The sequence below is a fragment of the Pantoea sp. Cy-640 genome (assembly GCF_011752635.1).
GTDB classification, from domain to species: domain Bacteria; phylum Pseudomonadota; class Gammaproteobacteria; order Enterobacterales; family Enterobacteriaceae; genus Pantoea; species Pantoea dispersa.
Map to the genome: position 1 here is coordinate 707,656 of NZ_VWXB01000001.1, position 23,168 is coordinate 730,823.

Genomic DNA, 23,168 nt, shown 5'->3' on the forward strand with positions numbered 1-23,168 from the left:
GGGAGCAGGGCGTGAATCTGGACAGTCAGCCTGGCCATATTGACCAAATTAAACAGACCAATGCCGGTGCAGTGTATCGTCTGATTGACCATTACGGTCCGATTTCGCGGATTGAGCTGTCGAAACGTGCCCAGCTGGCCCCGGCCAGCATCACCAAAATTGTGCGCGAAATGCTGGATGCGCATCTGGTGCAGGAGACCGAGTTTCAGGAGCCGGGTAGTCGCGGACGGCCGGCGATAGGGCTGATCCTCGATACCCTGGCCTGGCACTATCTGGCTGTTCGCCTCCAGCCGGGGTTCATCACCCTGACGCTGCGCGATCTCAGCAGCCGCGCGCTACAGGAAGATCGCCTGCCGCTGCCCGCCAGCGCCGACACGCCGCTGCTGCAGACGCTGCAGGAGCTGGTCAACGCCTTTTTCATTCGCCATCAGCAAAAACTTGAGCGTCTGACCGCTATCGCCATTACCCTGCCGGGACTGATCAACGCCGCCTCCGGCGTGGTGCACCGTATGCCGGGCTATGACGTACAGGATATGCCGCTGGGCGAAACCCTGGCGCAGCGCACCGGGCTGCCGGTATTCGTCCAGCACGATATCTCCGCATGGACGCTGGCAGAGGCGCTGTTTGGTGCCTCACGGGGGGCGCAGGACGTGATTCAGATTGTCATTGACGAAACGGTGGGCGCCGGGGTGATTAGCGGTGGCCAGCTGTTGCACAAAAGCGGACGCGCGCTGGTGGAGATTGGTCATACGCAGATCGATCCTTACGGCCAGCAGTGTTACTGCGGTAACCATGGCTGTCTGGAAACGGTGGCCAGCACCGGCAGCCTGCTGCAGCTGGCGGCACAGCGTTTATCATCGCAGCCGGACAGCCAGCTGCACCAGCAGCCGCTGACGCTGGCCTCGCTGTGTGCCGCTGCGCAGCAGGGCGACCGGCTGGCGCGGGACGTCATTGCCGGCGTCGGTCATCATATCGGACGCATGCTGGCGATGATGGTCAACATTTTTAATCCTCAACAAATTCTTATCGGTTCACCGCTTAACCAGGCGGCGGACGTGCTGTTCCCGGCAGTCAGCAGCACCATTCGCCAGCAGGCCCTGCCGGCATACAGTCACGCTATCCAGCTAACCCCCGCGGCTTTCAACGATCCCGGCACGCTGGGCGGCGCGGCGCTGATCAAAGACGCGCTCTATAGCGGCCATTTACTGATAAAACTGTTGCAGGGCTAACGCCAGCCCGCCTTAAGTTTGCGCTAACGCAAGCTCTCGCCTGGGACAAATCCTTAAACTGCCTCCTTTGCAGGTTACACATCGCTTTAATGAAGGAGGAGAAAGGTGAAAACGATTTTTGTCACCGGTACCGACACCGCGGTGGGTAAGACCGTGGTTTCCCGCGCACTGTTACAGTGCTTTGCCAAAGCGAATCTGTGTGCCGCTGGCTACAAGCCGGTTGCCAAAAGCGCGCAGCACACGCCGGAAGGGCTCCGTAATAAAGATGCCGTACTGCTGCAGCAGGCATCCGGCCTCACGCTGAACTACAGCGACGTCAATCCCGTGACGCTGGAAGAGGATGAAATCAGCACCAGCCCGGCGCAGCGCATCGATTATCCGTTACTCAATCGCGGACTGGCTGGCTTACAGGATCGCGCTGCACGCGTGGTAGTGGAAGGCACGGGCGGCTGGCGCAGCCTGATGAACGACTTACGGCCGCTGTCGCAGTGGGTGCAGCAGGCGCAACTGCCGGTGGTGCTGGTGGTGGGCATTAAAGAGGGTTGCATTAGCCACGCTTTACTGACCGCCGAAGCGATTGCCGCCGATGGCCTGACGCTGGCGGGCTGGGTCGCCAATCGCATCAATCCCGGACTGGCGCACTATGCTGAAATCATTGATGTTCTGCGCGATAAGCTGAACGCGCCGCTGTTGGGTGAACTGCCTTATCTGCCGCGCGCCGAACAGCGTGATTTGAGTGGTTATCTGGATATTACGTTACTCGGGGGTGATGCGCTGCACAGCGAGAGTGCAAAGCCCGCCGCCTGATGAAACAAAATGCGGCATATCGCACGCAGCTGAATCCGGAGTTTCAGGAGCGGCTGCTTTTTTTTATGCCGTAAACCTTTTTATATTCAATCATCTGTCCTGAATTTTCCCTGTCCGCTGTCGCCCTGGCGCGTTTCATGCATCAGGCAAACTGATAAATCGTTTGCCGGAGCCCTGCTATGTCGCACCCAGAAGAAGAGAAAGGTTTGTTATACGGGCTGGATGCCCGCATCGGTCCTGCACCGGCGTTCTTTGCCGCCCTGCAGCACGTGCTGGCCAGCGTGGTCGGTATCATCACGCCGCCGCTGATTATCGGTTCCGTGCTGGGGTTACAGGCCTGGATTCCGTATCTCATTAGCATGTCGCTGCTGGTTTCCGGACTCGGCACCTTTCTGCAGGCGCGCCGTTTCTGCGGCATTGGCGCAGGCATGATCTGTCTGCAGGGCACCAGCTTCGCCTTTCTCGGCGTCATTCTCTCGGCGGGGATGACGGTGAAAGCGCAGGGCGGTTCACCGCAGGCGATCCTCGCTATGATTTTTGGCTGCAACCTGGTGGCGGCGCTGATCCCGATGCTGATTAGCCGCTGCATCACACCGCTGCGAAAAGTGCTGACCCCGGTGGTGACCGGTACGGTGATCACCCTGATTGGTATCAGCCTGATAAAAGTCAGTATTACCGACTGGGCGGGCGGGCATAACGCCCGCGATTTTGGTGCGCCGGGTAATCTGGCGCTGGGGGCGCTGACCCTGCTGGTGATTATCGTGCTCAACCGCTCCCACTCGCGCTGGGCGCGGCTGGTGGCGGTGGTCGCCGGCATTGGTGCGGGCTGCATCGCGGCGGCGCTGAGCGGTCATCTGCCGCTGAAACCGATGGCGGATACGCACTGGCTGGTGCTGCCTTCGCTACTGCATTTTGGCTTTGATTTTAGCTGGACGCTGTTTGTGCCGATTGCGCTGGTCTCGGTGATCTGTGTGATTGAGGCGGTGGGCGATCTGACCGCCAACTGTCTGATTTCACGCCAGCCGCTGGAAGGCGACGGGTTTCAGCGCCGGCTGCAGGGCGGGATTCTGGCCGATGGCCTCAGCTGCCTGCTGGCGGCATTGTTCTCAGCGTTTCCCAATACCACCTTTGCGCAGAACAACGGGGTGATTCAGATGACCGGTGTCGCCAGTCGCTACGTGGGGATGGTGATTGGCCTGATGCTGGTGCTGCTGGGCATCTTCCCGCTGGTCGGCAACCTGCTACAGCAGATTCCGCCGCCGGTGCTGGGCGGGGCAACGCTGGTGATGTTTGGCAGCGTGGTCGCCGCCGGTATTCGCGTGATGACGCAGGCACCACTGGGGCGGCGTGAGATGCTGATTGTGGCGGTGTCGTTTGGCATTGGCCTCGGGGTGGAAGCGGTTCCGGACGTGCTGAAACAGTTCCCGCCGCTGGTTAGCAATCTGTTTGGTCATGCAGTCACCACCGGCGGGATTCTCGCCATGCTGCTGAACGTGGTGCTGCCGAATGAAGCTAAAACGGTTGCGGCGGTCGGCGCGGTTGAAGAGAGCCACTGACGCACAATTTACCTGGAGAATCGCGCCCTCCGTGGCGCGGTTCGGTCGGGGTTACGGGTTGAGACGACGGCGTGTACGGCCGGAGCTGAGGTAATCCGCGATGTAATCCTGCGAAATTTCGCCGCTGTAGCGACCTTCCTCATCGACAATCGGCATCCATACCGTGTTGTGTTCATACAGCTTCGACAGCACCACGCGCAGGTTCTCCTCCGCTTTGCCGGTGACCTTAAAGGTGTGCAGCATCTCCTCGCAGCGGCCGGTGGCACCGCGCGCTTCACGACGTTTGACAAAGCCCAGCGGTTTGCCATCTTCGTCGACCACCGTGACCGAACGCATGTCGTTGTCGTCCATGGTCGCGAACGCCTCCTGCAACGGGGTACTGCGCTGCACGGTGATGGTTGGCTGTTGATCGGTGACGTCGCCCGCCTGCACCAGCAGCAGACGTTTCAGCGTACGGTCCTGACCGACGAACGAGCCGACAAATTCGTTGGCCGGCTGCGCCAGCAGTTCGTCCGGGCTGGCACACTGCACGATTTTGCCCTGGCCAAACACCGCGATGCGGTCACCGAGTTTCAGCGCCTCATCAATATCATGGCTCACCAGCATCACGGTTTTCTTCAGCTGGCGCTGCATATCGAGGAACTCGTTCTGAATCACCTCGCGGTTGATCGGGTCGACGGCACCGAACGGTTCATCCATCAGCAGTACCGGTGGATCCGCCGCCAGCGCGCGGATCACGCCGATGCGCTGCTGCTGGCCGCCCGACATCTCACGCGGGTAGCGATGCAGAAACTTCGTCGGGTCAAGCGCCACCATGCTCATCAGCTCCGTCGCCCGTTCCCGACAGCGTTTTTTGTCCCAGCCCAGCATGCGCGGCACCACGGTAATGTTCTCTTCAATGGTCATGTTCGGGAACAGACCAATCTGCTGAATCACATAGCCGATATTGCGGCGCAGCGTGACGGTATCCTGCCCGCTGGTGTCTTCGCCATTAATTAAAATCCGCCCGCTGCTGGCGGGGATCAGACGGTTAATCATCTTCAGCGTGGTGGTTTTGCCGCAGCCGGACGGGCCCAGCAGCACACACATCTCCCCGGCAGGCACTTCCAGGCTGACGTTATCGACGGCATTGAACGTGGTGCCGTTTTTTTGCGTAAAGGTTTTCGTCAGGTTTTCCAGTTTTATCATTATCGAATCCCCTTAGGAGTCAGCGCCGACTGCAGACGGTGCAGCAGCCAGTCAAGAATAATCGCCAGTAAACAGATCATCAGTGCGCCGGCTATCAGCATACGCACATCGCTGCCGCTGATGCCGTCCAGCAGTTGCAGGCCCAGGCCGCCGGCACCGATCACCGCCGCAATGGCCATCACGCCGACGTTCATCACCACGGCGGTACGGATACCGCCAAAAATCACCGGCAGCGCCATTGGAATTTCCACCCAGCGCAGGCGTTGCCAGAAGGTCATGCCGATACCGCGACCGGCTTCGCGCAGCCCGGGCGGTAGATTTTCCAGCGCGGTATGGGTATTACGCACAATTGGCAGCAGTGAATAGAGAAACACCGCGGTAATCGCCGGCAGGGCGCCAATCCCCTGACCGATCAGTGAAAACAGCGGAATCATCAGGCCAAACAGCGCAATGGTCGGGATGGTCAGCACGATGGTAGCGATGCCCAGCACCGGTGTTGCCAGCCATTTGAAGCGGACAATCAGAATGCCCAGCGGCACGCCGACGAGGATGGCAAAACCTACCGCCACCAGCACCAGCCAGGTGTGCTGCCAGGTCAGCGCCAGCAGCGTGTTCCAGTTATCCATGATGTAATGCAGGGTATCCATTGCGCCTCCTTACAGCATGTTTTTGGATTTGAGGAAATCACGCGCCACCTGCTGCGGCGACTGGTGATCGATATCGACGCGCTTGTTCATCTCGGTGATGGCTTCATCGGTGATCAGCGGCGACAGCGCATTCAGCGCGGCCTCAAGGCCGGGATGGCTTTCCAGCACATCCTGACGCACTACCGGCGTGACGTTGTAACTTGGGAAGAAGTGCTTATCATCCTCCAGTACTTTCAAATCAAAGCCTTTTACCCGGCCATCGGTGGTGTAGATCAGTCCGGCATCGACAAAGCCGTCGCGCACCGCGTTATACACCAGGCCGGGGTCCATCTGACGAATCTGCGGGCGATCCAGCGGCATGTTGTAGGCTTTCTGCAGCGGTTTCAGACCATCCGAGCGGCCGGCAAATTCCAGATCGAGACCGAGTTTCCAGTTGTGATCCGGATCGGTGTTGCGCACCTGTTCCAGCTTCGCCACCAGCTGCGACATGGTGCTGATGCCTTCCGCCTCAGCGCGCTGGCGCTGCATGGCAAACGCGTAGGTGTTATTCATCGGGGCAGGATTGAGCCACACCAGTCCCAGCTTCGCGTCCAGCTGTTTAACGGTTTTGTACGCCTCTTCAGACGACATCGGCTTGTTGATATGGTTAAAAATAATCAGCGAGGTGCCGGTATATTCCCACGTCATATCAATCTGCTTGTTGATCATCGCGTTGCGCCCGATGGTGGTGGCGATGTTGGTTTTCGGGATGACCTGAAAACCTTTCTTTTGCAGCCACATCACCGTCATGGCAGACAGGATATGCTGCTCGGTAAAGCTTTTGGTCGCCATCACGATGGGCGCGGCGGCGAGCGCGCCGTGACTGAGGGTTAAGGTGGCGGTCAGGACCAGCGCGGTGCGTTTGACCCAGCGCGCCAGCAGATTAGCAGTGGCCATAATTACATGCTCCGGGTTAAGCCGCAGAGTGCGGGCTGAGAACGCGTCCCAATGCTGCCAGCAGCATGTCGAGGATCAGGGCAAACAGGGCGGTGGCCACTGCGCCGAGGATCAGCGTCGGGAAGTCGTTGAGATAAATACCGGGGAAAATCAGCTCGCCATAGCTGCTGGCACCAATTAGGAAGGCCAGCGGCGCGGTGCCGACGTTAATCGCGGTCGCGATGCGCACCCCGGCGAGGATCACCGGCAGCGCATTCGGCAGTTCAACCCGGCGCAGCCGCTGCAGTTTGGTCATGCCGATACCGTTGGCGGCTTCAATCAGCGACGGCGGCACCGCGCTCAGACCGGCATAGGTGTTGCGCACAATCGGCAGCAGCGAGGCGAGGAACAAGGCGATCAGCGCCGGGCGATCGCCAATGCCGACAATCACCATCGCCAGCGCCAGCACAGCCAGCGGTGGCAGCGTGTTACCGACATTGAAGATTTGCATCACATATTCAGCCCAGCGACGGGCGAAGGGACGGCTGAGCAAAATCCCGCTCGGGATGCCAACCAGTAAAGCGCATAACATCGACCAGAACACTAAGTACAGGTGTTGCTGCCCAAGGTAAAGTAAATCCACCTTGCGGTCGCGCAGCGTATCCAGCCCTAAACCCCACACCAGCAGGGCTATCACCACCACGATGGCGAGCAGTGCCAGCCCGGCACGTCGGGCGAGCGATGCATTGTGCATAGCGTGCGTCTCCCTGATTGAAAAAATCGATTGATTTTATGACGTTATTTTCAGCGTACCGGCGTTATGCGGTGCAATACACAGACGAAAATCCAGCACGCTGTCAAATTGCAGTTAAAATGACTGTTTCCCGGCTTTTTCACAGTGAAAAACCAGAAACTGCCTTTAGAGCTATAGCAACGCTTGATGATCATTGCCAGTTTTCACGGCAAAATCAGGTAGATACAAAAGCGGTAAAACTAAGCGAAACCCGCATGAAATAAGGTGTCGCTCGACAATAAAAAATTTTCATCAAGATAGGTGACATTGTCACAAGCAGGCGCACACAGAGGAAACTGAGTCGGCGAAATTTCGACTAGCCTTGTAAGAAAAAGGGAGACGTATGACTGAAAGCGCACAATTACAAACGGAACATCGCCACTGGATTCTGATTGCCTGCATGCTGGCGATGTTTATGGCTGCCATTGAGGTCACGATTGTGGCCACGGCTATGCCAACCATCATTGCCGATCTTGGCGGTTTCGCGCAGTTTGGCTGGGTATTTTCTATTTATCTGTTAACGCAGGCGGTAAGCGTCCCGTTGTATGGCAGACTGGCGGATATCTGGGGCCGCAAACGATTATTTTTCATCGGCGTAACGCTGTTTTTGCTGGGCTCGGTGCTGTGCGGTTTTGCCCATAGTATGACGTGCCTGATTGTGTTTCGTGCCTTTCAGGGCCTGGGTGCCGGGGCGATTATGCCGCTGACCACCACCATCGTGGCGGACATCTATTCGCCGCGCGAGCGCGCCAGCGTACAGGGCTGGCTCTCCAGCGTCTGGGGCGTCGCGGCCGTCATTGGTCCGCTGAGCGGCGCCTGGCTGGTTCAGCACTTTAACTGGTCGGTGATTTTCTGGGTAAACGTGCCGATTGGTCTGCTCTCCATGCTGCTGCTGGCGCGTTTTCTGCCGGCGCGCGAACAGCATCAGGGCGCAACGCTGAATCTGACCGGCAGCTGCTGGTTGATGATCAGCGTCACAGCACTGCTGGTGGCGCTGTTACAGGCGGAAGCGCTGGGTTTCTGGCTGGTGCCGTTTCTGGCGCTGGCGCTGCTGGCCGGCTGGCGGCTGAAACATCATGAGCAGCGCGCCGATGCGCCGCTGTTTCCGCTGGCGCTGTGGCGCAGCCGCCTGATTGTGGCCGGCAATGCCGGGAACCTGATTATCGGGGCCACCATGATGGGCATCAGCGCGTTTCTGCCGACGTGGATTCAGGGCATTACTGGCGGCACGCCGCTGCAGGCGGGCAGCGCGCTGGCGATGATGTCAATTGGCTGGCCGCTGGCCAGTACGCTCAGCGGGCGCCTGATGCTGATCACCTCATATCGATTTACCGCGCAGCTCGGCGCGTTTTTACTGATTGCCGGTAGCGCGCTGTTACTGCTGCTGCGCGCCGACAGCAGCATCATGCAGGCCGGGCTGACGGCGTTTGTTATTGGCACCGGGATGGGCATGACCAGCACCACCTTTCTGGTGTCGGTACAAAATCATGCGCACTATGAAATTCGCGGCATCTGCACCGCCTCGATCATGTTCAGCCGCATGCTGGGTTCAGCCATCGGCACGGCGATAATGGGCGCGGTGCTCAATCTCAACCTGTCGCTGCGGCTGCCGCAGGCCAGCGATCCGATGCAGAAAATTATGGCACCGGAGAGCCGTCAGGCGCTGCCGCAGGAGCAGTTACACTTCTGGACCGGACAGATTGCCAGTTCGCTGCACTGGGTATTTGTGGTGGCATTGCTGATTGCGCTGTTGACGTTGTGGATTGCGTGGCTGATGCCGCGTCAGCGGCCGGAAGCGGAATAAAGCAGGGCGGCCGACCAGCCGCCCGAAGGGATTACTGTGCGGGAGCATCCTGCGAGCTGCCCGCGCTATCCGGCACGCTGCTATCCGCATCGCGACCGTTTTTCTTGTAAACGATTTTCTGCGTGTCGTTTTCACAGTGGCCAACGACCTGACCGCCTGCCTGATCAACCTGATCGTTCGGCACGATATCCAGCGTAAAATCTGATTCCGCCACGCCATTGTTGATGATCTTTTTGCTGATGTCGGCGCGCACGCTTTCGCAGGACGCCTGTACCGCCAGCGGTAACGCCAGCGCCATTAGCAACACAACTGCATTACGTTTTTTCATCACTCACTCCTTGTTGCGTCATTCCCGTGAAAACTATAGCAGCTGGCGCGCATCACGGCGCCAGCGGACGGCCGGTGCGGCGATCGAGGCAGCGCAGGGTGTTCGGTTCCCAGTACGCATTAACGTTGTAGCTTTTTTCGCAGGCGTCGCGGGTATCAAAGGCCCGGTCTGCCTTGTCGAACTCTTTCTCCACGCGGGTATTCACCTTGTTACGCAGGTTGCGTGTATCGTTCCACTGCTCTTTGCTCTGACGCGCCGCCTCGTTGCTGGCCGCGTTGTTGCCATCTTCAATAATCAGGCGATCCGTCTTAGCGACAGCCAGCGGCGCAGTCAGCATTACGCTGGCGGTCAGCGTGGTAGCCAGCAGGGCGGAAAACAGTTTTTTCATCGTCATTTCCTTTCGTTAACTCCAGCACAGCGCGCAGGGCGGCTGTCACAACACTGTCTGCCAGTATATCATCGCTGCTTCTTTGCTCACCAGCGGTGAGCGGTTTGTTTAACGATCAGAGAGACTTTGTATGCTGGTGAAAACCGCGCTGCTGTTTTTTATCACTGCGATTGCCGAGATCACCGGCTGTTTTCTGCCGTGGCTGTGGCTGAAGCGCGGCATGAGCGCCTGGCTATTGTTACCGGCCGCAGCCAGCCTGGCGCTGTTTGTCTGGCTGCTGACCCTGCATCCGGCAGCCAGCGGCCGGGTATATGCGGCTTATGGCGGCGTGTATGTGTTAACGGCGCTGATCTGGCTGCGGCTGGTCGATGGCGTCAAACTGAGTGCGTGGGATTGGGTCGGTGCGCTGGTGGCGTTCAGCGGCATGCTGATTATCGTTATCGGCTGGGGCAAGGCCTGAACCGGCCGCGCAGGGCGACCCGACGGGCCGCCACGCTAAGCTTGCTTATCCTTTAAACACTTTCAGTCCGGCGGTGGTTTGCGTCACCGGCATGATTTCCAGCGTGTTGATGTTGACGTGCTTCGGCAGCGTGGTCACCCAATAGACCGCTTCCGTCACGTCTTCCGCCGTCAGCGCGGTGGTGCCTTCATACACCGCATCCGCGCGGCCATCGTCACCTTTGAAGCGCACGTTCGAAAACTCGGTGCCGCCCACCAGGCCAGGCTCGATATCGGTGACGCGCAGCGCGGTGCCGTGCAGGTCGGTGCGCAGGTTGAGGCTGAACTGGCGCACAAACGCCTTGGTTGCCCCGTACACGTTGCCGCCGGCGTACGGCCAGCTGCCGGCTATCGAGCCAATGTTGACGATGTGACCGACGTTGCGCTCTACCATGGCAGGCAGCACGGCGCGCGTCATGTACACCAGCCCTTTGTTGTTGGTGTCGATCATATTTTCCCAGTCTTCAACACTGGCTTTATGCGCCGGTTCGACGCCCAGCGCCAGCCCGGCATTGTTAACCAGCACATCGATATCACGCCATTCGGCGGGCAGGGCGGCGATGGCTTCTTCGATAGCCGCGCGGTTACGCACATCCAGCTGCACGGTGTACAGGTTGTCGCCCAGTTCCTGTTTTAATTCCTGCAAACGCTCAGCACGGCGTCCGCTGGCGATCACTTTGTGACCTGTAGCAATGAAGCGGCGGGTGATACTTTGACCAAAACCGGCGGTCGCACCGGTAACAAAAATAATCATCTCACTGTTCCTTATACGATTTCAGGTTCTCTGCCACACCTTAGCATTAACCCCGCAGCGGCGCTCATGAAAAGCGTGAGCGGCGTGTTGCAGAATCTTTCCTGCACGTTTGCGGTGCAGCCCTGCACCATGAGCGTGCCCGATCAGGCACCTTTTCCCGGCGTAAAACGCCAGCACAATGCGCAAGGGCAATACCACGAACAGGCAATCGGTTACGCATACGATTGCCTGCAATTTTTGCGACGATAATCGCGCTGAAATTGTGTATTTATCTGAATTTAAAGTGATTTTTGGATGGGCTTGCCTGGCATGCGGTTTGCAATATCTTTGCTATATCTATCTGAAACCTGCATTACACCCTGAAGGAAGCGTCATGTCTGACTCTGTTGTAACCCGCCTGCGCGCCAGTTTTTTTGATTTTCCCGCGCTGGCCGACCAGCCCGATGGCCTCGCCGACCAGGCACGCTATCTCGAAGACGGTCTGCTGACGCTGCGCGACGGCAAAGTGGTGAGTCTGGAGCGCTGGCAGCCGGCACATCAACACCTGGAATCAACGCAGGTGATCGATCTGCGCGGCAAGCTGATCCTGCCGGGGTTTGTGGATACCCATATTCACTATCCGCAGACCGAAATGATTGGCGCGTTCGGTGAACAGCTGCTGGAGTGGCTCAATCAGTACACTTTTCCGGTCGAGAGCCAGTACCACTGTGCGGCGCACGCGGCGCGCATGTCAGCGTTTTTCCTGCAACAGCTGCTGGCCAACGGCACCACGACTGCGCTGGTGTTTGGTACGGTGCATCCGCAATCGGTAGACGCGCTGTTCAGCGCCGCCGAACAGCTGGAGATGCGGCTGATTGCCGGCAAGGTGATGATGGATCGCCACGCACCGCCGGAACTGACCGAAACGCCGGCGCAAAGTTATCAGCAGACGCGTGAGCTGATTCAGCGCTGGCACCAGCGCGGGCGTCTCGGTTATGCGCTGACGCCGCGCTTTGCGCCGACCTCATCGCCACAGCTGCTGGAAAAAGTGCAGCAGCTGAAAAACGAGTTTCCCGATACCTGGCTGCATACCCATCTCAGCGAAAATCAGCAGGAGATCGCCTGGGTAAAAACGCTGTTTCCCGCCCATGATGGCTATCTTGATGTGTATCACCAGCATCAGCTCACCGGCAAACGCAGCGTATTTGCCCACTGCCTGCATCTGGAGGATCGCGAATGGGAGTGCCTGCACGACACCGACTCGGCGATGGCCTTCTGTCCGACCTCCAACCTGTTCCTCGGCAGCGGACTGTTCAATCTTAAACGCCGCTGGCAGCAGCGCGTGCGCATGGGCATGGGCACCGATGTCGGCGCCGGCACCACCTTCAATATGCTGCAGACGCTGGGTGAAGCCTATAAGGTGGGGCAGCTGCAGCAGTACAAACTCAGTGCCGCAGAAGCGATTTATCACGCCACGCTGGGCGGCGCCCATGCGCTGGATCTTGATGACAAAATCGGCAACTTCAACCCCGGTAAAGAGGCAGATTTTGTGGTGATCGATCCTGCCGTATCACCGCTGCAGCAGCTGCGCATGGCCAACAGCGACGATATCCATCAGCGTTTGTTTGTCCTGATGACGCTGGGTGATGACCGTAACATCGCGCAAACCTGGGTCAACGGTAAGTGCGTATGGCAGCGCGAAAGCCATACGCACGCGCAAGGTTGTTGCCAGGCGACGAAACTGCCAGGATAAAAGCATCCCGCCGCAGGTGGCTGCGGCGTTGCTGATTATCAGGAGCGATAATGACTTCACGTGCCAATCCGTTTTTTAACGTCAGCCCGTTGCCGTACCAGACACCGCCGTTTGATCTGATCGACGAAGCGCATTTCCTGCCAGCGCTGGAAGCCGGAATCGCCGAAAAGCGCCAGGAAGTGGCGGCCATTGCCAGCAACCCCGAGCCGGCAACCTTTGCTAATACCTATGAAGCGCTGGAGCGCAGCGGTAGCCTGCTAAATCGCGTGTACCCCGTTTTTGCCGCGATGACCTCAGCCAATACCAGCGAGCGGCTCCAGCAGGTTGACGAGCTGATCACCCCGCAGCTGACGGCGCTCAATGACGAAATCTACCTTAACCCGGCGCTGTTTGCGCGGCTCGACAGCGTGTATCAGCAGCGCGGTTCGCAGTGCCCGGATGCCGAAGCGATGCGTCTGGTGGAAGTCACCTGGCAGCGCTTCCAGCTGGCCGGTGCCAGCCTGAGTGAGAGCGATAAAGCGCAACTGCGCGCCTGCAATCAGGAGCTGGCCAGTCTGGGCACGCGTTTCGGTAACCGGCTGCTGGCAGCAACTAACGCCGCCGCTTATACCGTCAGCAGCGCGGCGGCGCTGGACGGCCTGTCGCCGGCGGCGCTGGCACAGGCGAAGGACGCCGCCGAGGCGCGCGGGCTGCACGATGCATGGCTAATCCCTCTGCAAAATACCACCCAGCAGCCGGTGCTGCAGTCGCTGACGGTGCGCGCCACGCGCGAAGCGCTGTTTCAGCAGGCGCTGACGCGCAGCGAGCAGGGTGACGACAACGACACGCGCGCCATCGTATCGCGCATGGCGCAACTGCGTGCGCAGCAGGCCAGTCTGCTGGGCTTCGACAGCTTCGCAGCATGGAGCCTGCAGGATCAGATGGCGAAAACGCCGGAAGCCGCCCAGTCCTTTATGCGCAACATCGTGCCCGCCGCGACGGCGCGCGCCGGGCGTGAAGCGGCGGATATTCAGCAGCTGATCGCCGATCAAAACCACAGCTTCACGCTGCGCGCCTGGGACTGGAATTACTACGCGGAGCAGGTACGCACCGCGCAATACGCGCTGGACGAAGGGCAAATCCGCCCCTATTTTGAGCTCAACACTGTGCTGGAAAAGGGCGTGTTCTGGTGTGCCAGCCAGCTGTATGGCATTCGCTTTGAACAGCGCCACGATCTGCCGGTCTACCATCCGGACGTCAACGTTTATGAGATTTTCGATGCCGACGATGCACCGTTAGCGCTGTTCTACACCGACCTCTTCACACGGGATAACAAGAGCGGTGGCGCATGGATGGGCAATTTCGTCGACCAGTCGACGCTGCTGGAAAGCCGGCCGGTGATTTACAACGTCTGCAATTACAGCAAGCCGCAGCCCGGTCAGCCGGCACTGCTCAGCTGGGATGAGGTGATCACGCTGTTCCATGAGTTTGGCCACACGCTGCACGGCCTGTTCGCCACCCAGCGCTATGCCAGCCTGTCCGGCACCGCCACACCGCGTGATTTTGTCGAGTTTCCGTCGCAAATCAACGAACACTGGGCCAGTCAGGATCAGGTGTTTGCCCACTATGCACGTCATTATCAGACCGGTGAAGCGATGCCCGCTGCGCTGCGCGACAAAATGGTGCGCGCCGCGAAATTCAACAAAGGCTATGACATGACCGAACTGCTGGCGGCGGCACTGCTTGATTTGCAGTGGCACTCGCTGTCACCGCACGATAATCCGCAGGATGTCAGCCATTTTGAGCAGCAGGCGCTGGCGGCGGAGAATATTGCCCTGAGTGCCGTGCCGCCGCGCTATCGCTCCAGCTACTTCCGTCATATCTGGGGTGGCGGCTATGCGGCCGGGTATTACGCCTATATCTGGACGCAGATGCTGGCCGACGATGGTTATCAGGCGTTTGTCGAGCGGGGCGGTCTGACGCGCGAAAATGGTCAGCGCTTCCGTGAGCAGATTCTGTCGCGCGGTAACAGCAGCGATCTGCAGCATCTGTGGCTGGCCTGGCGCGGTAAAGCGCCGGACATCGGGCCGATGCTGAAACACCGCGGCCTCGACGAGGCGTAACGCGCCGTAACCGAAGGGCCAGCCAGCGCTGCAGCTGGCTGGCCTGCACGCTTATCCCAGCGGACCGCCTTCAATGGTGTCACACATGCCGGCCAGCACGCGCTCGCCGGTTTCCTCTTTCAGTCCGGCATACCATTCCGCGGTGACCGCCGCATCTTTGGCGTGGGTGACATCACAACGCTTGCGCGCTTTCAGCACCAAATCACGGGTGCGCGCCACGCGCCGCGCTTCATAGCGCAGCAGCCCGTCCTCAATGCCCAGGGAGTGGGCGGTCAGGGTTTGCGCCAGTACCACCGCATCTTCCATTGCCGCACAGCCGCCCTGACCGATATCCGGCGTAGTGCTGTGTGCCGCATCCCCCAGCAGCGCCACACGTCCTCTGACAAAGCGGCTGAAGGGTTCGATATCATGAATCTCCACGCGATTGGTGGTTTGTGCGTCAATGCTGGCGATCAGCCGCTGGACCTGTTTGGCCCAGCCGGCAAAATAGCCGCGCAGATCGTCTTTCACCGTTGCGCGATCCTGCGCCAGCCCTTTCGGCAGCGGGACATCAAAGAAAAAGTAGAAGCGGTTACCGCTCACCGGCATCAGCGAGACGCGCTTGCCCTCGCCGACAAACGTGGTCCACTGATCGGCGGGCGCGATGCTCTCATCAATAGTGACCAGGCCATTCCAGTTGACGTAGCCTGCGTAGCGGCGCTCGACGTGTTCGCCCAGCACGTGATGGCGAATCACCGAGTGGGTGCCGTCGGCGGCCACCATAAAATCCCCTTCAGCCTGGCTGCCGTCATCAAACCAGGCGGTCACGCCGCTGGCATGCTGCTCCACCCGTTCAACGCGTTTGCCAAAGCGGATGCGTTCGCGGCCGTAGCTGTCGATCAGCAGCGCCTGTAGCTCTGCGCGTGCGACCGGATAGGGATACTCGCCAACCTGCTGCACCAGCGGTGACAAACTGAAGCGGGTCAGGGTGCTGCCGCTGTGGCCATCGTTGTAAGCCATAAACGCCATATTGCCGCCGAGCGCGCGCAGCTGTGCCTTGAGACCCAGCGCATTGAGGCACTTCACGCCGTTAGGCCAGATAGAGATGGCCGCGCCGACCGGTTTCATCTCTTTCACCGCTTCATATACCGCGGTGCTGAAACCCGCTTTTTCCAGCGCCAGCGCCGCGCTCATGCCGCCGATGCCCGCTCCAATCACAATCGCTTTCATTACCGTCTCCTTTACTGTGCACCCTAAGCCCTGCAACTTTTGTACCATCTTGCAGGGTCAGGGTGATGGCGAGTTAAGGTATTGAAAATAATGATTTATATTCTGGTTGGGTCAGACGCTGCTTCGGCAATGGGCGCAGATGCTGCACCTTAACAGGGCATCAACAGGAGTAAGGTGAACCAAAGGTTTCACGCTGGCAATCATCCGGCCAGCGTTCATACTCTCTACATCCATCCTGCGAGGACTGAATGATGAAGTGGATAATGATGTTATGGCTGCTGGGCAGCCTGAGCGCAGCGGCGCAAACGCCGTGGCAGCCTGAGAGAAAAGGGGATTTGCCGCAGCTCACGCCGGTAGCAGCGAAGTGTGATGTCTCTTCCTGTCAGCAGAATTGTTACGTGCAGCAATCGCAGTGCAAGAATGACAACGGCGGCGGCTGTGGCTCGCTGGCGCAGATTTGCGTACAAAACTGTGCCAGCCAGTGCCGCTGAATGAAATAAAACTGTCATAACAGGGTGCTAGCGTATTTCCCCGGCAAGGTAATGTTCTGATAACAGGGGAAAATAATGAAAACCCGCTTCACACTGCTGGCAATGGTGCTCCTGCTGGCACAGCCGGCACATGCTGTTTCTCTTTCTCAGGCGGCGGCGCTGGCCGCAGCGACCGCACCCGGTGCTTCTCCCGCCTATAGCGCGCTGGCCCGACAGGCGCTGGAGGCTGAGCGGCGCTATCTGCAGGGTGATAATCCCAGGCTGACGCGTGCGCAGCTGGAACAGGCGAAGCAAAGCGCCAGCCGCGCGGATGTTGCCTGGTTGAAGGCCAGCGGCTATGACTTCAGGATTAAAGAAAACCAGCAGGCCGGTATCGCACTGCTGGCAAGCTTCAGCGCGCTGCCGCCGGCGGTGCTGGATGCCAGCCGCGCCAATGTGACCGCCATCAATCTGAACGCCACCGCGCCGGTGCGGCGGCAGGCGCTGGCGGATGCGGAAGCCATCAGCTCGCTTTACTTCCTCGCCGATGCGCTGGGACCGCGCCTTGGTAAGGCGTTTCTTGCCGCTTACGACAAGGGGGAAATTGCGCAAGCTGCGGCGTTGATCAAAGCCAGTGAAGTCAGTACCAGCGCGGCAAAAAAACATTTCAACTATCCGCGACCGTTTCTGCAGCCGGGAAATACCATTCACCTGGTGCCGGATGACGTGGTCATCAACGATAATCAGCGCTATACCGCCGACGGCGGCTCATTCCCCAGCGGTCATACCAATACCGGCTACACCGATGCGCTGTTGCTGGCGGAAATGGTGCCCGAGCGCTTCAACGCCCTGCTGACGCGTGGCGCGCGCTACGGCTATTCGCGGCTGGTGCTGGGCGTGCACTATCCGCTGGATGTGATCGGTTCACGCATGGTGGCTGAGCGTAACGTCGCGCATTATCTCAACGATGGCCAATATCAGATGCTGTTCCGGCAGGCGCGCGCGCAGTTGCGCAGTGCACTGGAGAAGGAGTGCGGCACCACGCTGGCGCAGTGTGCACGCAGCGCCGGCCGGGACGATCCCTACGCTGCGCCGGCGATGCAGGCATTTTACCGCTTCACCATGAGTTATAACCTGCCAAAAGTCAGCACGAAATCTGTCCCGCTGCAGGTGCCACCGGGCGCAGAAGTGCTACTGAAAACAGCGATGCCGCAGCTGAGCAACGCACAGATTCGCCGGCTGATGAGCGAAACGGCGCTGCCCGATGGCTATCCGCTTTCAGGCGATGCGCAGCAGTCGTTCTGGCAGCGGGTGGATTTGAACGCCGCTTACGCCCGGGCAACCGCTGGGCGCTGAGGCGACGGCGGGGCGAGGGTTCAGCCCGCCGGATCGTCTTTGATGCGGCGATCGATGGCGAAGGGAGCGTAGGTCGCTGTGGCAATCAGCGCGGCCGCGCCCGGATGATCGGGGTTAAACAGCGCATTATCTTCGCCGGTGAGGATGCTGGGTACCGTCATCAGCAGGGGAAAGCCGTTGTGCGGATCGAGAAACGCCGCGCCGATGGCCTGCGTCTCCTCCTGCTGCTGATATTTTTCCCAGCCGGCCGGCAGTTTACTGCTGTCGAGGGCGATGATGTCGGATTCCGGTACCGCCACGGTAAACACCACAAAGCGGCTTTGCTCCAGCAGCGTTTTTCCGGCGTGCACCACCAGTTCCAGCGTCGCCAGCGCTTTTGAGCTGCTGAGGTAAACCGCTTTCATCCCGGGCGGATTCCAGCGGCCACCCCATTTTTCTGCGCCAGCACCGTTAAACGCCTGGCTGGCGTACTCCGCTTTGACAATTCGATAGAACACCCTGACGGGTGCGGCCGGATCCTTCCGTCGTGTCATCAGACAATCACTCCGTGCTCCAGGCGGCCAATCAGCGTCAGCACCGCATCGCAGCCGGCGGGCGTACTGAGCATGTTAATCGGCTGCGCGTTGTCGAGCGCCAGCGCAGGCTGATACATCCAGTGCATCGCCACTTCCGGATCGCCAGCGAACAGCTGGATCACCGCATCCAGCACTTCAAACACCTGATAGATGCGTGCACCCTGTTCGACCGAGAGCTGCGATCCGGACTTCTCGCGGCGCCGGTAGGTATTGCGGTCAATCGAGACCATTTGCGCGATGTCGATCGGCGTCGCTTTCAGAATCGTGGCGGCGCGTTCGACAATGCCGACATCCATGCCGTCGGTGATCAACTTATGCGCCTTAAGCCGGTTACGCGGCAGCCCCATCTGATCCATAAAAGAGGGGCGGGCGTGCTGAATCAGCGACGGATCAAAGATGCGCGATCCGCTGGTGGGATTAAAAGCCGATGCGGTGGACATCACAACCTCCTGATAATGTTCATGTGAACATTTTTATGCATCAAGTGTACAGCATTTGCCCGCCGGTGTCATGGTTTGTTCACGCCGCACCGCCATTAACTGGCGGTGCGCCAGATGTCGCTCATCGCCAGCTCAAGTTTTTTAAACAGCCGGTAGCGGGTGTCATGGAACGCGAAGCGCGCCGCGCGGGGCTGCAGCGCCTCCGGCGCAAGGGTAACCGCCTGTTGCACGGCGGCAGCCAGATTCGGCCACTGACCCACACCCACGCCCGCACACAGGGCCGCACCCAGCGCCCCGGTTTCGTGGCAGGTTGCGACGCGAATCGGCATCCCCAGCACATCGGCAAACATTTGCGGCCAGACACTGCTGCGCGTCGCGCCGCCGGAGAGCGTGGCCTGGTTGACCGTAATGCCGGCCGCGCGCAGCCGGTCAATGTGCGCCCGGTGGGCAAAGGTCACGCCTTCAAACAGGGCAAACAGCATGTCAGCGCGCGTATGCCAGCCGCCGAGGCCGTAAAAGCCGGCTTTGGCGGGTTCGGCTTTCCGCCCTGAATAGAGGTAAGGGTGATACAGCGGCAGCTGCGCGTCAGGCCTGACCTGTGCCACGCTGTCGCTGCTGCGCGCCGCCCCCTGGCCGGCGCGGCCATCATCAAATTCACGCAGGAACCAGTCAAGATTGGCGGCAGAAGTGGCGCTGGCCTCGATCGCCATGTAGCGGTCGCGTTCGATGATCGAATTCATAAACACCGGGCGCAGATAGTCAGGTTTGTCGACCACCACCTGATTGATGCTCCAGGTACCGGCGACAATGGAGGCCTCACCGCAGTTCACAACGCCCGAGCCAACCGCGCTGGCAACCACGTCAAACATGCCGGCCACCACCGGGATGCCGGCCGGTAAACCGGTGAGCTGTGCCGCCCGGGCCGAGACCACGCCGGTAACCTCGCAGGATTCACGCAGCGGTGGTAGCAGGGCGAGCGCCTCTTCAATGCCATATAACGCCAGCAATTCACGACTGTAGCTGCGCTGGCGATAATCAATCAGCCCGGCACCGGCGGCATCCGAATAGTCCGCGCTGACGTTGCCGCACAGAAAATGGGCGATGACATCTTTGGCACACAGCAGATGGCCGATCTGCGCCCAGCGTTCCGGCTGATGCTGACGTATCCAGCTGATCAGCACCGGCGTGGCGGCGGGCCACGGTTTCTGCAATGACAGCGCGTAAATCTGCTGCGCCGCACCGCTGGATTCCAGCGCCTGCACCGTGGCGCTGGCGCGATGATCAATCGACTGGATGCCAAACAGTGGGCGCTGCTGACGATCCAGCGCATACAACCCGTTGCCGTGACCGGCGGCCCCGACGGCAATCACTTCGCTGCCACGCGTGCCGGCTTGCTGCAGGCAGCGACTCACCGCGTTGCTGACGCCGCGCCAGATATCTTCAACTGGCCGTTCAGCATAGCCTTCCTGCGGCTGATGCGTTTCGCCGGCGCACTCCGCTACCGACAGCACGCGACCGCTCAGGTCAAACAGTACCGCCTTGATCATGGTGTTTCCGGCATCGATGCCGAGAATCTGGCTCATATCCGACTCCGTTTCAGGCGAAGACGGCGCACCGCTTAAGCGCCGGTGCAGGTCACGCTTAACCCTGCTGGTAGATGTCCAGCGCATCCGCGCCGCTGACACCCTGATGGATAATCGCCATCAGCGCGCTGACCACGCGTGACGGATTATCATGTTGATAAACGTTGCGGCCATATACCATGCCGCTGGCACCCTGCGCCATCAGCGCGGCGCTTTTCGCCAGCACCGCGCCCAGTTCCCCTTTACCGCCGCCGCGCACCAGCGTCGGACAGCGCGCCGCCTCCACCACGCGATGGAAATCCTCTACGTTGTCCGTGGGGTCGGCTTTAATGATGTCGGCGCCCAGCTCCCGCGCCAGCCGCACCAGCGGCACGATTTGTCTGACGTCACCCAGCGAGCCGTACGCCGCGCCCTGGCCGGCGGGGGCCATCACCAGCGGCTCCACCATCAGCGGCATGGCATAGCGATCGCAGGCCTGGCGCAGGCGGCCAATGTTCTCCACGCACATGCGAAAAATGCCCGGTTCATCCGGGATCTGGTAGAGATTGACCACCACCGCGGCGGCATCCATCTGCAGCGCGGCAAGAATCGGTGCCTCCGGATTGTGCAGCACCGCCCACATTTCGCGATGGCGCGCCGCGTTATAGGCATTGCCGACGTCGGTGCGCATCACCAGCGCCGGTTTGCGCCCGGCAACGCACTGCAGCAGATCGGCCTGACCATAATTGACCTGGATCGCATCCGGCTGTGCGGCAATCAGGTTGCGCATCACGCTTTCAATATCTTCCAGCCCCAGCAGAAAGTCGGGCTCGTTGGCGATGCCGTGATCGATCGCCACATCCAGGCACTTGCCGTGGTGAAATAACCGGTTGAGGCGAACTTTAGGGGTGAGTGACATCCTGAACTTCCTCCTGTGAAAACGCGGATGCGAGCGCGTGCAGCCCATGGCGCTGTGCCAGGCTGATTGCGGTGTGCTGCAGATGTTCAGCGCGCTGACTGTCTTGCCAGCCGAGCGAGTCAGCCAGCAGCTGCGAAATTTCCTGCATGAGCGGCGGCGTTAATTCACCGCAGATAGCCAGCGACGTGCGACGCACCAGCACATCTTCCAGCTGGCACACCTGTTCATGCTCAATCAGATAGCGCAGTTCGGTGGCGCTGTAACCGGCATGATGCTGCAGCGGCTGTTCGCCGTGCTGCTGAATCTGCTGCAACAGCGGCAGGGCCCGGCTGCCGTAGCGTTTCGCCAGTTGCGTCACGCGCACCAGCGGAAGGTCATATTGCTGCGCCAGCGCACTGAGCCAGGCGGGCTGGGCGGACGGCGCCGGAAAATCCCGGCCGCCGCCAATCGGCAGGTCGCTGCTGGAGACGCGACGCTTTTCTCCCAGCAGGCGCAACACGCGGTCGGCGGCCTCTTCCCCGAAGCGGCGGAAGGTGGTCCATTTACCGCCGACCAGACATAGCGTGCTCCAGGCACGCGCGTGGTCAGGCGGCAGCAGCACCAGCGAATGGTTACGTGAAATCTGGCCATTCACTTTGGCCTCGCTGGCCGGCAGCGGGCGCACGCCGCAGAAGGTGTAAACCACTGCGGATGCTGGCACCACAATGTCAGGAAATACAAAGCGCAGCGACTCAAGAATGTAAGCCTGCTCTTCGGCTTCGCACACCACGCTATCGGGATCATCAACGCGGATATCGGTGGAGCCCACCAGCACTTTGCCGAACCAGGGAAACATGATGCACACCCGGCCTTCCTGATTTTCGAAATAGACCATTTCACCGTCCAGCATCTGTAACAGCTGGGGATGATCGAGGATCAGATGCGACCCTTTGGTGCCGCCTATCAGTCTGGTCGGTGGTGAATACACGGCCAGCTGCTGATTCAGCTGGTCGATCCACGCGCCGCCGGCATTCACCAGCACGTGCGGCTGCAGGCTAAAGCGCTCACCGCTCAGCGTATCTTCCAGCAGCACCGTCTCGTCGCTGGCGCTGACCACCCGCAGATAATTGAGCGCCAGCGCCTCCGGGCAGGCGCGTTCCGCATCTTCAATCAGCTCAAACCCGAGTCGCTCCGGCGCGCTGATCCACGCATCGTAGTAGCTGGCGCTGTATTTCACCCAGGGCGCGAAGCCAGGCCAGCGATCGCGCGTGGCGGCTTCGTTACGCAGCTGGTGGCGCGGCATAGCGCCATACTGTCGCGTGTAGAGGTCGTACAGGCTCAGGCCGGTTTTGATCAGCAGCGCGCCGCGCCGGGTGGGCTTATCGCTCAGGCGCAGGAAACGTCGCGTGGCGTTAACCAGTCCACCGCCGAGATTATCGATCGGTACGGTGGTACGCAGCGGAAACACATAGTGCGCGGCGTTTTTCAGCAGGCGATCGCGCTCCATCACCGACTCCTTCACCAGGCCAAACTCGCCGGTCTCCAGATAGCGCAGGCCGCCGTGAATCATGCGCGACAGCGCGCCGCTGGCCGCCTGGCACCAGTCACCTTTCTCCACCAGCACCGCAGGAATGCCCTGTAATGCCAGCTCACGAAAAGTACTGATGCCGTTGATGCCGCCGCCGACGATCAGCACCGGCAGCGAACTGCGCGCGCGCAGGCGGCTAAGCCGTTGTTTGCGGGTCAAAACCTGTTCCATTGTCAGCTCCTTGCGATGAACGCTTACTTGTCAAAGGTATAGGAGCGGGCGCAGCAAACGGCAAATCAGGTCATAGAGGATGTGATTTTGTTCACTACCAATGAGAATTGTCGGGAAGCCTGGCAGGGGTAACGATATACTGCCGGTCAGACATCATG

24 protein-coding genes are annotated in these 23,168 nt (G+C 59.9%); 11 read left to right on the plus strand and 13 right to left on the minus strand.

Annotation, left to right across the window (positions count from 1 at the left end):
• The first annotated feature begins 11 nt into the window (after positions 1 to 11).
• The 3 genes from F3J36_RS03595 (at position 12) to F3J36_RS03605 (ending at position 3,592) form a co-directional block, all read left to right on the plus strand.
• Positions 12 to 1,229, plus strand: coding sequence for an ROK family transcriptional regulator (locus F3J36_RS03595; protein WP_021506077.1), 1,218 nt, complete (start codon positions 12 to 14; stop codon positions 1,227 to 1,229).
• A 105-nt stretch (positions 1,230 to 1,334) separates the two neighbouring features.
• On the plus strand, positions 1,335 to 2,036 hold the full coding sequence (gene bioD / locus F3J36_RS03600; RefSeq protein WP_021506076.1) for a dethiobiotin synthase: 702 nt from the start codon (positions 1,335 to 1,337) through the stop codon (positions 2,034 to 2,036).
• A gap of 179 nt (positions 2,037 to 2,215) precedes the next feature.
• Positions 2,216 to 3,592: a nucleobase:cation symporter-2 family protein gene (locus F3J36_RS03605; RefSeq protein ID WP_088515793.1), complete on the plus strand. Its 1,377-nt coding sequence runs from the start codon at positions 2,216 to 2,218 to the stop codon at positions 3,590 to 3,592.
• A 51-nt stretch (positions 3,593 to 3,643) separates the two neighbouring features.
• On the opposite strand, the gene osmV is transcribed toward F3J36_RS03605, so the two are convergent.
• The 4 genes from osmV to F3J36_RS03625 are packed head-to-tail and all read right to left on the minus strand — an operon-like array spanning position 3,644 to position 7,096.
• The gene (osmV, locus tag F3J36_RS03610; RefSeq protein ID WP_021506074.1) at positions 3,644 to 4,780 is read right to left on the minus strand and encodes an osmoprotectant ABC transporter ATP-binding protein OsmV; all 1,137 of its coding nucleotides are present in this window, start codon (positions 4,778 to 4,780) and stop codon (positions 3,644 to 3,646) included.
• Positions 4,780 to 5,427 (minus strand): osmoprotectant ABC transporter permease OsmW, encoded by a 648-nt coding sequence (gene osmW / locus F3J36_RS03615; RefSeq protein WP_021506073.1) that lies wholly within the window; start codon positions 5,425 to 5,427, stop codon positions 4,780 to 4,782. Before osmW ends, osmV begins: the two co-directional genes overlap by 1 nt.
• A gap of 9 nt (positions 5,428 to 5,436) precedes the next feature.
• The gene (locus F3J36_RS03620) at positions 5,437 to 6,363 is read right to left on the minus strand and encodes a glycine betaine ABC transporter substrate-binding protein (RefSeq protein ID WP_166718945.1); all 927 of its coding nucleotides are present in this window, start codon (positions 6,361 to 6,363) and stop codon (positions 5,437 to 5,439) included.
• 16 nt (positions 6,364 to 6,379) lie between these two features.
• A complete protein-coding gene (locus tag F3J36_RS03625) occupies positions 6,380 to 7,096 on the minus strand; it encodes an ABC transporter permease (protein ID WP_021506071.1) in 717 nt (238 codons plus the stop codon).
• A 17-nt stretch (positions 7,097 to 7,113) separates the two neighbouring features.
• On the opposite strand from F3J36_RS03625, the gene F3J36_RS03630 reads away from it, so the two are divergent.
• Both F3J36_RS03630 and F3J36_RS03635 read left to right on the plus strand, forming a co-directional pair.
• The gene (locus F3J36_RS03630) at positions 7,114 to 7,359 is read left to right on the plus strand and encodes a hypothetical protein (protein ID WP_125308735.1); all 246 of its coding nucleotides are present in this window, start codon (positions 7,114 to 7,116) and stop codon (positions 7,357 to 7,359) included.
• Between the two features lie 119 nt (positions 7,360 to 7,478).
• Positions 7,479 to 8,939, plus strand: a complete 1,461-nt coding sequence (locus F3J36_RS03635) for an MDR family MFS transporter (RefSeq protein WP_166718946.1) — start codon at positions 7,479 to 7,481, stop codon at positions 8,937 to 8,939.
• 31 nt (positions 8,940 to 8,970) lie between these two features.
• Here F3J36_RS03635 and F3J36_RS03640 read toward each other — a convergent pair whose 3' ends face one another.
• Complete coding sequence (locus F3J36_RS03640; RefSeq protein WP_058769782.1) at positions 8,971 to 9,267, minus strand: DUF1161 domain-containing protein; 297 nt, start codon at positions 9,265 to 9,267, stop codon at positions 8,971 to 8,973.
• Positions 9,268 to 9,319: 52 nt separating this feature from the next.
• Positions 9,320 to 9,655 (minus strand): DUF1283 family protein, encoded by a 336-nt coding sequence (locus F3J36_RS03645; RefSeq protein ID WP_058758533.1) that lies wholly within the window; start codon positions 9,653 to 9,655, stop codon positions 9,320 to 9,322.
• Between the two features lie 133 nt (positions 9,656 to 9,788).
• Between F3J36_RS03645 and F3J36_RS03650 the strand changes: the two genes are divergently transcribed.
• A complete protein-coding gene (locus F3J36_RS03650) occupies positions 9,789 to 10,115 on the plus strand; it encodes a YnfA family protein (RefSeq protein ID WP_031279118.1) in 327 nt (108 codons plus the stop codon).
• 45 nt (positions 10,116 to 10,160) lie between these two features.
• Here the strand turns inward: F3J36_RS03650 and ydfG are convergent, their stop codons facing one another.
• On the minus strand, positions 10,161 to 10,907 hold the full coding sequence (gene ydfG / locus F3J36_RS03655; RefSeq protein WP_010618462.1) for a bifunctional NADP-dependent 3-hydroxy acid dehydrogenase/3-hydroxypropionate dehydrogenase YdfG: 747 nt from the start codon (positions 10,905 to 10,907) through the stop codon (positions 10,161 to 10,163).
• A 66-nt stretch (positions 10,908 to 10,973) separates the two neighbouring features.
• Here ydfG and F3J36_RS03660 point away from each other — a divergent pair, with 66 nt between their 5' ends.
• From F3J36_RS03660 to dcp, 3 genes are all read left to right on the plus strand, one after another.
• Positions 10,974 to 11,156, plus strand: a complete 183-nt coding sequence (locus F3J36_RS03660; protein ID WP_166718947.1) for a hypothetical protein — start codon at positions 10,974 to 10,976, stop codon at positions 11,154 to 11,156.
• 124 nt (positions 11,157 to 11,280) lie between these two features.
• Complete coding sequence (gene guaD / locus F3J36_RS03665) at positions 11,281 to 12,639, plus strand: guanine deaminase (protein ID WP_166718948.1); 1,359 nt, start codon at positions 11,281 to 11,283, stop codon at positions 12,637 to 12,639.
• A gap of 50 nt (positions 12,640 to 12,689) precedes the next feature.
• Positions 12,690 to 14,741: a peptidyl-dipeptidase Dcp gene (dcp, locus tag F3J36_RS03670; protein WP_166718949.1), complete on the plus strand. Its 2,052-nt coding sequence runs from the start codon at positions 12,690 to 12,692 to the stop codon at positions 14,739 to 14,741.
• Positions 14,742 to 14,792: 51 nt separating this feature from the next.
• Here the strand turns inward: dcp and hpxO are convergent, their stop codons facing one another.
• Positions 14,793 to 15,950, minus strand: a complete 1,158-nt coding sequence (gene hpxO, locus F3J36_RS03675) for an FAD-dependent urate hydroxylase HpxO (RefSeq protein ID WP_166718950.1) — start codon at positions 15,948 to 15,950, stop codon at positions 14,793 to 14,795.
• Between the two features lie 248 nt (positions 15,951 to 16,198).
• On the opposite strand from hpxO, the gene F3J36_RS03680 reads away from it, so the two are divergent.
• Both F3J36_RS03680 and F3J36_RS03685 read left to right on the plus strand, forming a co-directional pair.
• Entirely contained in the window at positions 16,199 to 16,441 is a 243-nt protein-coding gene (locus F3J36_RS03680) for a hypothetical protein (protein ID WP_369974293.1), read from the plus strand.
• A 75-nt stretch (positions 16,442 to 16,516) separates the two neighbouring features.
• A complete protein-coding gene (locus F3J36_RS03685) occupies positions 16,517 to 17,776 on the plus strand; it encodes a phosphatase PAP2 family protein (RefSeq protein WP_166718951.1) in 1,260 nt (419 codons plus the stop codon).
• Between the two features lie 20 nt (positions 17,777 to 17,796).
• On the opposite strand, the gene F3J36_RS03690 is transcribed toward F3J36_RS03685, so the two are convergent.
• From F3J36_RS03690 to F3J36_RS03710, 5 genes are all read right to left on the minus strand, one after another.
• Positions 17,797 to 18,309, minus strand: a complete 513-nt coding sequence (locus tag F3J36_RS03690; protein ID WP_166718952.1) for an RES family NAD+ phosphorylase — start codon at positions 18,307 to 18,309, stop codon at positions 17,797 to 17,799.
• Positions 18,309 to 18,791: an antitoxin Xre/MbcA/ParS toxin-binding domain-containing protein gene (locus F3J36_RS03695; RefSeq protein WP_021506062.1), complete on the minus strand. Its 483-nt coding sequence runs from the start codon at positions 18,789 to 18,791 to the stop codon at positions 18,309 to 18,311. Before F3J36_RS03695 ends, F3J36_RS03690 begins: the two co-directional genes overlap by 1 nt.
• 95 nt (positions 18,792 to 18,886) lie before the next feature.
• Complete coding sequence (locus F3J36_RS03700) at positions 18,887 to 20,374, minus strand: FGGY-family carbohydrate kinase (protein WP_166718953.1); 1,488 nt, start codon at positions 20,372 to 20,374, stop codon at positions 18,887 to 18,889.
• A gap of 58 nt (positions 20,375 to 20,432) precedes the next feature.
• Positions 20,433 to 21,272, minus strand: a complete 840-nt coding sequence (locus tag F3J36_RS03705; protein WP_058758540.1) for a class I fructose-bisphosphate aldolase — start codon at positions 21,270 to 21,272, stop codon at positions 20,433 to 20,435.
• On the minus strand, positions 21,256 to 23,010 hold the full coding sequence (locus F3J36_RS03710) for a glycerol-3-phosphate dehydrogenase/oxidase (protein WP_166718954.1): 1,755 nt from the start codon (positions 23,008 to 23,010) through the stop codon (positions 21,256 to 21,258). The genes F3J36_RS03705 and F3J36_RS03710 overlap by 17 nt, the downstream gene beginning before the upstream one ends.
• Positions 23,011 to 23,168: the final 158 nt, after the last annotated feature.